This is a genomic window from Pseudomonas sp. KSR10 (assembly GCF_022355455.1).
Classification (GTDB): Bacteria; Pseudomonadota; Gammaproteobacteria; order Pseudomonadales; family Pseudomonadaceae; genus Stutzerimonas; species Stutzerimonas stutzeri_E.
In genome coordinates this window covers 21,154-32,825 of record NZ_JAKOEN010000015.1, presented here as the reverse complement: position 1 = coordinate 32,825, position 11,672 = coordinate 21,154, and the positions used below count along the sequence as shown (strand labels likewise).

General features: G+C 60.8%; 10 protein-coding genes. 8 read left to right on the top strand and 2 right to left on the bottom strand.

What is annotated here, in order from left to right; all coding sequences use genetic code 11:
• Position 1: 1 nt before the first annotated feature.
• Complete coding sequence (locus MCB86_RS05985) at positions 2 to 1,714, bottom strand: autotransporter assembly complex family protein (RefSeq protein WP_239610302.1); 1,713 nt, start codon at positions 1,712 to 1,714, stop codon at positions 2 to 4.
• Between the two features lie 160 nt (positions 1,715 to 1,874).
• Complete coding sequence (locus MCB86_RS05980; RefSeq protein WP_239610301.1) at positions 1,875 to 2,513, bottom strand: GNAT family N-acetyltransferase; 639 nt, start codon at positions 2,511 to 2,513, stop codon at positions 1,875 to 1,877.
• Positions 2,514 to 2,677: 164 nt separating this feature from the next.
• Here MCB86_RS05980 and xthA point away from each other — a divergent pair, with 164 nt between their 5' ends.
• The 8 genes from xthA to ugpC all read left to right on the top strand — a co-directional run bounded on the left by xthA (position 2,678) and on the right by ugpC (position 11,633).
• Positions 2,678 to 3,490 (top strand): exodeoxyribonuclease III, encoded by an 813-nt coding sequence (gene xthA, locus MCB86_RS05975; RefSeq protein ID WP_239610300.1) that lies wholly within the window; start codon positions 2,678 to 2,680, stop codon positions 3,488 to 3,490.
• A gap of 230 nt (positions 3,491 to 3,720) precedes the next feature.
• A complete protein-coding gene (locus MCB86_RS05970; protein ID WP_239610424.1) occupies positions 3,721 to 5,016 on the top strand; it encodes a substrate-binding domain-containing protein in 1,296 nt (431 codons plus the stop codon).
• 108 nt (positions 5,017 to 5,124) lie between these two features.
• The gene (locus tag MCB86_RS05965) at positions 5,125 to 6,060 is read left to right on the top strand and encodes a carbohydrate kinase (protein ID WP_239610299.1); all 936 of its coding nucleotides are present in this window, start codon (positions 5,125 to 5,127) and stop codon (positions 6,058 to 6,060) included.
• Positions 6,061 to 6,125: 65 nt separating this feature from the next.
• On the top strand, positions 6,126 to 7,031 hold the full coding sequence (locus tag MCB86_RS05960; protein WP_239610298.1) for a helix-turn-helix domain-containing protein: 906 nt from the start codon (positions 6,126 to 6,128) through the stop codon (positions 7,029 to 7,031).
• 300 nt (positions 7,032 to 7,331) lie between these two features.
• Positions 7,332 to 8,639: a sugar ABC transporter substrate-binding protein gene (locus tag MCB86_RS05955; RefSeq protein WP_239610297.1), complete on the top strand. Its 1,308-nt coding sequence runs from the start codon at positions 7,332 to 7,334 to the stop codon at positions 8,637 to 8,639.
• A 61-nt stretch (positions 8,640 to 8,700) separates the two neighbouring features.
• On the top strand, positions 8,701 to 9,636 hold the full coding sequence (locus MCB86_RS05950; protein ID WP_045162400.1) for a sugar ABC transporter permease: 936 nt from the start codon (positions 8,701 to 8,703) through the stop codon (positions 9,634 to 9,636).
• Between the two features lie 10 nt (positions 9,637 to 9,646).
• On the top strand, positions 9,647 to 10,480 hold the full coding sequence (locus MCB86_RS05945; RefSeq protein ID WP_045162401.1) for a carbohydrate ABC transporter permease: 834 nt from the start codon (positions 9,647 to 9,649) through the stop codon (positions 10,478 to 10,480).
• A 49-nt stretch (positions 10,481 to 10,529) separates the two neighbouring features.
• Positions 10,530 to 11,633, top strand: coding sequence for a sn-glycerol-3-phosphate ABC transporter ATP-binding protein UgpC (gene ugpC / locus MCB86_RS05940; protein WP_239610296.1), 1,104 nt, complete (start codon positions 10,530 to 10,532; stop codon positions 11,631 to 11,633).
• Positions 11,634 to 11,672 lie beyond the last annotated feature (39 nt).

Below are 11,672 nucleotides of genomic sequence, written 5' to 3'. Positions count from 1 at the left end.
TTCAAAGTTCCGGCCCCATGGAAAAATGCAGCCGCACGCCCCCCTCGTCATCGAGTGGGTGCGCCAGATCGACGCGGATCGGCCCGACCGGCGAAACCCAGCGAACGCCGAGCCCGACGCTGCTTTTCAGCGATGGCAGCTCCAAGGAGTTGAACGCGTTGCCCTGGTCGACGAAGGTCGCGACCCGCCACTTGTCCGTCAGCGAGTACTGGTATTCGGCACTGACCGCCAACTGGTAGCGCCCGCCAATCTTGTCGCCATCGGAGTTGGTCGGCGACAAGCTCTGATAGTCATAGCCACGTACGCTCTGATCCCCACCGGCGAAATAGCGCAGCGATGGCGGTACCTTGGTGTATTCGTTGGTCCAGTTTCCGCCGACCTGAACACGGCCCAAGAAACGATGGCGTTCGGCGAGGGTGATCAAACCCTTGACCGTCGTGTTCGCATGGATCAGATCCGCATCGGACAGCAGCCCCTCCTTGGCCGCGGCCAACTCGAATTCCAGACGGTAGCCGCGGCTGGGATCGATGCGGTTGTCGCTGCGCAAATAACTGTAGGCAACGCCCGGCATCAGCAGCGTGCTGACGCCAGAATCGTCCCCGAGCTCGTACTGTTCGTGTCGCCATTTCAGTGCCCAGACCCGCTTCCACCCGCTGGGCAGTTTACGGTGCCACTCGGGGCCGACCGTCAGCAGCCGACTCTGGCTATCCCTGTCGGCCAGCTCTTCGAACTGATAACCGGCGGCATAGCGCAACTTGTCGGTCAGCGGCGGATCCAGCGGCACGTCGTACCAGAGTCCGATATTTTGCCGCGGCGCCGAGAGTTCCGTTTCGAGCCCGTAGCTATGACCCTGCGGATTGACCCAATGACGCAGAAAATCCAGACGCATGCGTGGGCCCACATCGGTGGAAAATCCAAGCCCGAGCCCAAGTGTTCTGGGGTCGCGCGTGGTCAGCTGTACCGCAACAGGAATGCGCCGTTGCTCGGCGTTGGCCGGATTGGCATCGACTCGCACCCCTTCGAAGTAACCACTGGATTGCATCGCCTGATTCAAATCAGCGACCAGTTCCGAGTCGTAAGGCGTACCGGCTTCGAATGGCACCATGCGGGCCAGCAGATCCGGATCAAAGGGAGAATCTCCCTCGAAGCGCACATCGCCCAACAGGTAGCGTGGGCCGCTCTCGAATACCAGTTCGACGTCGGCGGCGTTCACAGCGGGATCGATGGCAAGGCGCTGGGTTTTGAAGCGGCCATCGAAGAAACCGTAGCGTGAAGCCTGGTTGAGGATCTGCTGCTTCACCTCCTCGTACTGGCCATGGTTGAGCACCTCCCCGCTCTTGAGCGTTTTGCGAGGCACGCGGAAGGTGCGCAAATCGGCGGCCGGCCCGTCCACACGTACGGTGATGCTGCGCAGTCGAACCGGCTCGCCGGGCTGGATACGTAACCTCAGCTGCGGGTTCTCGCCACCACTGACCTGAGATTCGATCTTGCCGCTGTAATACCCCAGGGCCTGGAGTGCTTTTTCCGCCTGCTCCTGGGCGATGCGGCTATAACGCAGCAGTTCCGCCTCGTTACGATCGCCCAGATCGCCAATGTAGCTTTCGACGTTTTCACGCAGTGCACGGTTCGAGGGCTCGACGCTGACGTCGAGCTCCGCGGCGCAGAGACCGGTAGAAACGAACAGGGCAAAGCCGGTCGGAAGGATTCGACTCATGGAGAATAAGCGCATGGCGAGCGATGCTAGCACGACGCGCGCCGAAGCTCGGGGTTGGCATCGAGGCGTATGGCACGGCACGTACAGCGTCAGGCAGGGCATTGGAAAACTTCATCGGACATCCATCAGTTGGACTTTGGACGGCCAGCAAAATTCGCGGTCAACCGCTATTGGCTTCAACCTGACGCGGCGCTGGATGGAAAAACACATGTTCGACCACCGGCCCGATGGCCACCTGGCCAAGCTCTTGATAGCCCTGCCGTTCGTAAAAGTGCAGGTAACGAGGATTCCCGGTATCGATCACCAATCCCTGCGAGGTGGTGTCGGCGGCGCACCAGTTGTGCAATGCCTCGAGAAGCTGCTCGCCATAGTGTTGCCCTTGATACTGCGGGTGGACGGCCATCATCGGTAATACATGGAGGGTGCCCGGCGGCAGGCAGCCCAGCACCGCGGCGTGGTAATCGAGATAGCGTCGGGTGCAGCGAAAGCCGGCAGTCAACAACATACGCATGCGCCATGCCCAGCTTTCGGTGATGTCGAGGCGCCGCTGCGGCGGCGCGATCAGCGCGACGGCGATCAGCCGATCGTCTACCAGCAAACCTAGCGAAGGCTGGTCCTGTAGAAGGTGTTGATTCACCAACTCACGTACCGTTGCGCGCACTCGTTGGTCGTAGCCCGGCCGATCGGACTCGAACAGGTACGCAAAGGTGGGTTCGTGTCGATAGGCGTTGTACAGGAGCGAGCGAGCTTCCCTGGCGTAACCACTGTCCAGCATTCGTACTTCCGCGGGAATCGGCATGGCGGTTCTCTTTGATCTTTATTGTTGTAGAGCCTGAACTCACGTTAGCACCGGCATCGCTGCCGTGCTGCATCTAGGCGTGTTTATAGCCGGCTCTACTGATACGGCTCGCAGCGGGCCGCTCGAAACGATTAGAATCTCGGTTTTGCCGGGGCCTGAACCAAATGAAAATTGTATCCTTCAATATCAATGGGTTACGCGCAAGACCTCACCAACTGGCTGCACTGATCGACAAGCATCGGCCGGACGTTATCGGCTTGCAGGAAACAAAGGTGGCCGATGAGCAGTTCCCCCAGGCCGAGATCGAAGCCCTCGGCTATCACGTCCACTTTCACGGTCAGAAAGGGCACTACGGCGTCGCGTTGCTCTCTCGCAACGCGCCTCTGGAAATCCATAAGGGCTTTCCTGGCGATGGCGAGGAGTCGCAGAAGCGCTTCATCTGGGGTCGCTTCGCCGATGGCGATGGCCAACCGGTCACTGTCATGAACGGCTATTTTCCGCAGGGAGAAAGCCGCATCCATCCCACTAAGTTTCCCGCCAAAACCAAGTTCTACGCGGACCTGCAAGCATTGCTGGAAGAGCGTTTCACTCCCGATCAGTCAGTTGCCGTGATGGGCGACTTCAATATTTCGCCGGAAGATTGCGACATCGGCATCGGTGAAGTGAACGCCAAGCGCTGGCTGCGCACAGGCAAGTGCAGCTTCCTGCCGGAAGAGCGCGAATGGCTGGCACGCCTGAAGAACTGGGGCCTGCAGGACAGCTTCCGTACGCTCAATCCCGAGGTTGCCGATCGTTTCAGCTGGTTCGACTACCGCAGCCGTGGGTTCGAGGACGATCCCCGCCGAGGACTGCGTATCGACCTGATTCTGACGACCACCGGCCTGCATGAGCGCGTCATTGATTGTGGCGTCGATTACGACATCCGCGGCATGGAGAAACCTTCCGACCATTGCCCGGTCTGGATCGAACTGAAGTGACAGCCTTGACTGGACTCGATGCACGGTGCATCGAGTCGGGCGACTGAAACTGCCAAGCATTGCTCATATCGGCAAGTTCGCGACCGGCCGTCACATAACGGCAAACAAAGCTTCTTAATCTCCCCGCTTCTTTGAAAGGGAGTCGCTGCATGGCATTTTCTGCGTCCGCACGCACTACAGGGAAACGGGTGCTGCGCTTAGCGTTTCTCGGCCTGCTCAGCATCGGGCCGATGTCAGCGAGCGAAGCTGCCATGCCGGCGCCGCCTGTGAACGACAGTCCGGTCTTGCGCATACAAGGGTCGAACACCGTCGGCGCGAAGCTCGCCCCGATGTTGATCGCCGGGTTCTTCGAAGCGCAGGGGCTGACGGCCGTACGGATTGCTCCGGCTGGGCGCGAGAACGAGCAGCGCGTCAGTGGCACCGACGATTCCGGTCGTACAGTCCACGCGCTGGTTGCGGCCCACGGGACAGGAACCGGATTCGCCGGGCTGAAGGACGGCTCCGCCGATCTCGCGGCCGCCTCACGACCGATCAAGGACAGTGAATTCGATAGCCTTGCCACGCTGGGCAATATACGTGGTGCAGAGGCCGAGCAGATCATCGCCATCGATGGACTGGCGATCATCGTTCACCCGGGCAACCGGATCGCTTCACTCAGCGTCGAGCAGGTCGCCAGGCTTTTTGCCGGCGAGGTCCGCAACTGGCGCGAGCTGGGCGGCGACAATCTAGCAGTCGAACTGCATGCACGCGATGATCAGTCCGGTACCTATGACACCTTCAAGGAGTTGGTGCTTGCCAGGCAGAGCAAGACGCTGGCCGGAAGTGCCGCACGCTACGAGTCCAACGACCAACTGTCGAACACGGTCAGCACCCGTCCCGGCGCAATCGGATTTGTCGGTCTCGCCTCGGTCGGTCGTTCAAAAGCTCTGGCGATAGCCGACGGCAACTCACAGCCGATGTTGCCCTCCACGGCGCTGGTCGCAACCGAAGATTATCCATTGTCGCGTCGCCTGTTCTTCTATGCCGATCCGGGTCGGCAGTCGGAGTGGACCCGCGCCTACCTCGACTTCGTCCACAGCGCCGCTGGCCAAGCCATCGTTGCGCAATCCGGCTACATCGCACAGGCGATTACCGCGATCAAACTGCCAGCGCAGACGGACATGCCTCCGCCCTACCAGGCCCTGGCCAATACAGCGCAGCGACTGACCGTCAACTTTCGCTTCGACGAAGGCAGTGCGCGCCTGGACAACAAGGCTCAGCGCGATATCGGTCGCCTGATCGATTATCTGCGAGGCACGGACAAAATAATGAACGCAGCGGTGCTGGTGGGCTTCGGTGACGCGAAAGGCGACCCGACACGCACCGCTCTTCTGTCCAAACTGCGGGCGATGGCGGTCCGTCGCGAGCTTTCCCGTGGAGGCATACTCGTAAGGGATATCAACGGGTTAGGCGAACAACTTCCGGTGGCGTCGAACAGTGAGAGCGGCCGCATCAAGAACCGGCGGGTCGAAGTGTGGGTGTACTGAACCGCCAACCACCAGTGCAAAATCGTATTGGTGGAAAGCCTGTGTCGTACTGTCACACGGCACGTACCGCGACTAAGCTCTGGGGATTTACGGCATCGGAAATATCCTATGTACCTGGTCTGTGGCGAAGCCCTGTTCGACGTATTTGCGACGCCCTCGGGCACTCGTAACAACCGCTTGAATCTAGAGGCGGTCGCCGGCGGGTCTCCCTTCAACGTTGCCGTCGGGCTGGCCAGGTTGGGAACGCCCTGCGCACTGTTCACCGGCATATCCAGCGATCACCTGGGCCAGCAGCTGCGCCAGGTGCTCGAAGAGGAAGGTGTTGATTGCCGTTATCTGGCGGCTTTCGATGCGCCCACCACCCTCGCGATGGTCGCACTCGGGGCCGGCGGCGTGCCGGTCTACAGTTTCCGTGGCGAAGGCTGCGCCGACCGCTTACCACGCGATGAGCATCTCGCCTCGCTTGGCGAGGATATCCGTGGCATTCATGTCGGCTCCTATTCGCTGGTGACCGCGCCGATCGCCGACACTTTGCTGGCGCTGGTACGCCGCGAAAGCAGCAATCGTCTGATTTCCCTGGACCCGAATATCCGCCTCAATGTCGAACCGGACGTGCTGCGCTGGCGCGAGCGGGTCGAGGCCTTTGCCGAGCACGCACACCTGATCAAGGTTAGCGATGAAGATCTGGCGCTGCTTTATCCCGGCGAAGCACCTGACGTTATCGCCCAGCGGTGGCTGCAAGGAAGCTGCGAGTTGGTGCTGCTGACCCGCGGTGGCGCAGGCGCGCAGCTGTTCAGTCGGCGTCATGGCGCGCTGTATGCGGCGGCCAGAACCGTCACGGTGCGCGACACCGTGGGTGCCGGCGATACCTTTCAAGCGGCGTTGCTGAGCTACCTCCACGAGCAGGGCCTGAATTCCCCAGGCGCATTGGCGGACATAGAGCCTGGTCAGTTGGAAGCGATGTTGAGTTTCGCGATGCAGGCGGCATCGATCACCTGCTCCAGACGTGGTCCCGAGCTGCCTTACCGATACGAAATCATCTGACCGGTTGGCCGTAGCTTCACGAACGTCTATAAACCCAGAGGACTTTTTAGGACGACGGAACCTGCATGAAAGCGCTGAAGATCACCGACCCATCCTATGAGCTGATGGATGACCACCACGGCAACTCGCTGATCTACCGTGAACATGGTTTCCCCTGCCCGCTGGTGCGCTGGCACAACCACAAGGAATACGAACTGCACCTGATCGTCGCCAGCTCCGGCAAGGTCTTCGTCGGCGACTACGTTGGCAACTTCGCTCCGGACAGCCTGTTTCTGACCGGCCCGCACCTGCCACACAACTGGATCAGCCAGGTCGAGGAAGGCGAAGTGGTGACCAAGCGCGACATGCTGGTCAATTTCACCGATGAGCTGTTCGAGGCAGGCCATAACGTTTTCTCCGAGCTGCGCGGCTTCACACCGATGCTCGAACGCTCTCGCTACGGGATCGAGTTCCGCTGCCCGCAGACCATCACCCAGGCGCGCCAGCTGATGCAGCAGATCGCTGACAGCCGCGGCGCCACCCGCCTCGGCTACTTTCTGATCATGCTCGAACTGCTCGCCCGCTGTGACGACTATCAGCTGCTGTCCGGCGCGACGTCGGCACAACTGAGCGACGAACACCATGCCGACCGCACCAACATGGCGGTCAATTACATCTTCGATAACTACATGCGCGAACTGCCGCTTGAAGAGGTGGCCAGCCACCTCGGTATGAGGCCCACCTACTTTTCGCGCTTCTTCAAGCGCGCGACCGGCCGGTGCTACGTCGAATTCGTCAACAGCCTGCGCATCAGTAAGTCCTGCGAGCTACTGTTGGATCAGGACAAGCCGGTCACCGACGTCTGCTTCGAGTCGGGCTTCAACAACCTGTCCAACTTCAATCGCCGCTTCCAGCAGCTAAAAGGCATGACGCCGTCGTGCTATCGCCGTCTGGTCGAGCAGCGCCTCACCGAGCAGAACCTGGCCAGCTGATACGCATCCGGCCGCTGCCACCCATCGTGCACCCGCGCTCCGACTCGTTCGAAGGCCCCCGACCGAACTCGGAAAACCCTCGCGCTTGAGCCGCTGGCGCGACTCAATCTTGAGTCTATCCAGGCAACAAGAACGCTCAAACTCAGTGCAAAAAAGTATTGTTCGAAGTGTAGTCAGGGCTTTGTCGCCCGCACACTACCGGCGTTGTAATGCTCGCGAGCCGCCCGTAGCGCAGTACGCGGGCAACAACAAAAACAATAAGCGACTTCCACCGCTCTGCCGTGGAAGAGGAGTTCAAGAATGAAGATTTCACACTTGCTGCTCGGCACGGCCTGCATCGCCTCGTTCGGCATGGCCCAGGCCGCCGAAACCGTAACTGTCGCGACGGTCAACAACGCGGACATGATCCGCATGCAGCGCCTGTCCAAGACCTTCGAAGAAAAGAACCCCGACATCAAGCTCAATTGGGTGGTGCTGGAAGAAAACGTCCTGCGCCAACGCCTGACCACCGATATCGCTACTGACGGCGGCCAGTTCGATGTGCTGACCATCGGCATGTACGAAGCGTCGCTCTGGGGCGACAAGGGTTGGCTTGCACCGATGAGCGATCTGCCCGACGACTACGACCTCGACGATGTCTTTCCCTCGGTGCGCGAAGGTCTTTCGGTCGATGGCACCCTGTACGCCCTGCCGTTCTATGCCGAAAGCTCGATGACCTACTACCGCACCGATCTGTTCAAGCAGGCAGGCCTGGAGATGCCCGAGCATCCCACCTGGGCGCAGATGGCGGAGTTCGCCGAGAAGCTGCACAAGCCGGGAGAAGACCAATACGGCATCTGCCTGCGCGGCAAGGCTGGCTGGGGCGAGAACATGGCGCTGGTGACCACTGTGGCCAATTCATTCGGCGCGCGCTGGTTCGATGAGAAGTGGCAACCCGAATTCAACGGTCCGGAGTGGACCAAGGCGGCCAAGTTCTACGTCGATACGCTGAGCAAATACGGCCCGCCGGGTGCGTCCAGCAACGGATTCAACGAAAACCTGGCACTGTTCAACAGCGGCAAGTGCGCCATGTGGGTCGATGCGACGGTTGCCGGCTCCTTCGTCACCGACGCATCGCAAAGCAAGGTCGCCGACAAGGTCGGCTTCGCCTTCGCGCCGCAGCAGGAGACTGACAAGGGCTCGGCCTGGCTGTATTCATGGGCATTGGCGATTCCGACCAGTTCGCAGCAGAAAGACGCCGCCAAGACCTTCGCCGCCTGGGCCACCTCGAAAGACTATGCCAAGCTCGTCGCCGAAACCGATGGTGTCGCCAACGTACCGCCGGGCACCCGCGAATCGACCTACAGCGACGAATACATGACCGCTGCGCCCTTTGCCCAGATCACCCTGGAGTCGCTGAAGCAGGCTGATCCCGCCTCGCCGTCGACCAAGCCGGTGCCCTATGTCGGCATCCAGCTGGTGACCATTCCAGAGTTCCAGGCCATCGGTACCCAGGTCGGCAAGATGTTCTCCGCCGCGCTGACCGGCCAGATGCCGGTCGAGCAGATGCTCACCGCGGTCCAGCAGTCCACCGCCCGTGAGATGAAGCGCGCCGGCTATCCCAAGTAGGCACTCCATCGGACAGGGCTCGCCTGAGCCCTTATGGCCTTCTTTCATCCGGAGCACGCCCATGGCCACCACTACCACAGCCTTGCCCAAGGTCCCCGTCACCGACACGGCGAACGAGCGCAAGCCACGACGGTTCGGACCCAGCTGGTTCCTCGTCAGTCCGTCCGTTGCGCTTCTGCTGCTGTGGATGCTGGTGCCGCTGGCGATGACCATCTACTTCTCGACGATTCGCTACAACCTGCTCTATCCCGGAGAAAACGACTTCGTCGGGCTGGAGAACTTCGAGTATTTCCTGACCGACGCCGGCTTCATGCCCGGCATGGTCAACACGCTGATTCTGGTCGGCAGCGTGCTGCTGATCAGCGTGGTCCTCGGCGTGCTGATTTCCGCCCTGCTGGAAGCAGCGGACTTTGCCGGTCGCGGCATCGTGCGCGTCATGCTGATTTCGCCGTTCTTCATCATGCCCACGGTGAGCGCCCTGGTTTGGAAGAACCTGATCTACCATCCAGTCTCCGGAATTCTCGCCGCCGTCTGGAAATTCTTCGGCGCGCAGCCGGTGGACTGGTTGGCCCAGCACCCGCTGGCGTCGATCGTAATCATCGTCTCCTGGCAATGGTTGCCCTTCGCGATCCTGATCCTGATGACGGCCATGCAGTCCCTCGACCAGGAGCAGAAGGAAGCCGCCCGCCTCGATGGCGCTGGCCCGATCGCCATCTTCTGGCACCTGACCCTGCCACACCTGGCGCGACCGATCGCGGTGGTGGTGATGATCGAGACGATCTTTTTGCTGTCGGTGTTCGCCGAAATCTTCACTACCACCAGCGGTGGTCCCGGCTACGCATCGACCAACCTTGCCTACCTGATCTACAACCAGGCGCTGCTGCAATTCGACGTCGGCATGGCATCGGCCGGCGGCCTGATCGCAGTGCTGATCGCCAATATCGCGGCGATCATCCTGGTGCGGATGCTCGGCAAGAATCTCACCGAAAAATACTGAGGACAGACCGATGCTGACGCTCAAACAAAGTCGCCGCCTCAATACCCTGGTGGTCGGGTTGCTGGCCTGGGCCGTGGCGCTGCTGCTGTTCTTCCCGATTTTCTGGATGCTGCTGACCAGCTTCAAGACCGAGATCGACGCCTTCGCGACGCCGCCGCAGTTCATTTTCACCCCGACGCTGGAGAACTACCTGCACATCCAGGACCGCAGCGGCTACTTCAAGTACGCCTGGAACTCGGTAACCATCTCCTTCGGCGCAACCGCGCTCGGGATGCTGATCGCGGTCCCTGCGGCCTATTCGATGGCCTTCTACGAGACCAAGCGGACCAAGGGCACGCTGCTCTGGATGCTCTCCACCAAGATGCTGCCGCCAGTGGGCGTGCTGGTGCCGATCTACCTGCTGGCCAAGCAGTTTGGCCTGCTCGACAGCCGTACGGTGCTGATCATTATCTACACGCTGATCAACCTGCCGATCCTGGTCTGGATGATTTACACCTACTTCAAGGACATCCCGCGCGACATCCTCGAAGCGGCGCGAATGGACGGCGCCACCTTGATGCAGGAAATGGTTCGCGTGCTGCTGCCGATCAGCAAGGGCGGACTCGCTTCGACCATGCTGCTGTCGCTGATCCTATGTTGGAACGAGGCCTTCTGGTCGCTGAACCTGACCTCCTCGAACGCCGCCCCGCTGACCGCGTTGATCGCCTCCTACTCCAGTCCAGAAGGGCTGTTCTGGGCCAAGCTCTCGGCCGTCTCCACGCTCGCCTGCGCGCCCATCCTGATATTCGGCTGGATCAGCCAGAAGCAGCTGGTTCGCGGCCTGTCGTTCGGCGCCGTGAAATAGCTCGCCGCCTCGGTATTAACAAGATCGACAAGAATAAAAGGATTCGAACATGGCAGACCTTAAAGTCCACAACCTGAAGAAAAGCTTCGACGGCAACGACATCATCAAGGGCATCGACCTGGATATTCGCGACCGTGAATTCGTCGTCTTCGTCGGCCCATCCGGCTGCGGCAAATCCACCCTGCTGCGCCTGATTGCGGGGTTGGAAGAAGTCAGCAGCGGCAAGATCGAACTCGACGGCCGCGACATCACCGATCTCAGCCCGGCCAAGCGCGACCTGGCCATGGTTTTTCAGACCTACGCGCTGTATCCGCACATGACAGTTCGCAAGAACATGTCTTTCGCCCTCGACCTTGCCGGTGCGGACAAGCAGGAGGTGGCACGCAAGATCGAAGCAGCGGCCCGCACGCTCGAACTCGAGCCGCTACTTGAACGCAAACCGCGTCAGCTCTCTGGCGGCCAGCGCCAACGCGTCGCCATCGGCCGCGCCATCGTGCGCAACCCCAAGGTGTTCCTCTTCGACGAACCACTGTCGAACCTCGATGCGGCATTGCGTGTGCAGATGCGCCTGGAGCTCTCGCGCCTGCATCAGGAACTGCAGGCGACGATGATCTACGTCACCCATGACCAGGTCGAAGCCATGACCCTGGCCGACAAGGTCGTGGTACTCAACGGTGGCCGCATCGAGCAGGTCGGTTCGCCCATGGAGCTCTACCACCACCCCGCCAACCTGTTCGTCGCGGGCTTTCTCGGCACGCCGAAGATGGGTTTTCTCAAAGGCAAGGTCAGCCGTGTCGATGCAACTGGCTGCGAAGTCGAGCTAGACGCCAACTGCAAGTTGTTCCTGCCGCTGGGCGGCGCGACGCTGACTGCGGGCGATCCGGTCACGCTCGGCATTCGACCGGAGCACCTCAATCGCAGCACCGATGGCAGCTGCCAGTTGGAAGTGAAAGCTGACGTCAGTGAGCGGCTGGGTAGCGATACCTATTGCCACGTCATCAGCCAGGCCGGCGAACCGCTCACCATGCGAATCCGCGGCGATTTCACGCCACGCTACGGCGAGTCGTTACAGCTGACGCTGGACGCCGCTCACTGCCATCTGTTCGACAGCAGCGGGCTGGCGGTCGGTCAGCCATTACAACAGGCCGCCTGAGTTTCCGCTCCTGCCCGAACCAGGTTGCTGGCGCGTCGC

Bases quoted from the DNA above. Each gene is read 5' to 3' on its own strand.
- MCB86_RS05960 (WP_239610298.1), top strand. From the start codon at position 6,126: ATGAAAGCGCTGAAGATCACCGACCCATCCTATGAGCTGATGGATGAC.
- MCB86_RS05950 (WP_045162400.1), top strand. From the start codon at position 8,701: ATGGCCACCACTACCACAGCCTTGCCCAAGGTCCCCGTCACCGACACG.
- xthA (WP_239610300.1), top strand. From the start codon at position 2,678: ATGAAAATTGTATCCTTCAATATCAATGGGTTACGCGCAAGACCTCAC.
- MCB86_RS05945 (WP_045162401.1), top strand. From the start codon at position 9,647: ATGCTGACGCTCAAACAAAGTCGCCGCCTCAATACCCTGGTGGTCGGG.
- ugpC (WP_239610296.1), top strand. From the start codon at position 10,530: ATGGCAGACCTTAAAGTCCACAACCTGAAGAAAAGCTTCGACGGCAAC.
- MCB86_RS05980 (WP_239610301.1), bottom strand. From the start codon at position 2,513: ATGCCGATTCCCGCGGAAGTACGAATGCTGGACAGTGGTTACGCCAGG.
- MCB86_RS05955 (WP_239610297.1), top strand. From the start codon at position 7,332: ATGAAGATTTCACACTTGCTGCTCGGCACGGCCTGCATCGCCTCGTTC.
- MCB86_RS05985 (WP_239610302.1), bottom strand. From the start codon at position 1,714: ATGAGTCGAATCCTTCCGACCGGCTTTGCCCTGTTCGTTTCTACCGGT.
- MCB86_RS05970 (WP_239610424.1), top strand. From the start codon at position 3,721: ATGTCAGCGAGCGAAGCTGCCATGCCGGCGCCGCCTGTGAACGACAGT.
- MCB86_RS05965 (WP_239610299.1), top strand. From the start codon at position 5,125: ATGTACCTGGTCTGTGGCGAAGCCCTGTTCGACGTATTTGCGACGCCC.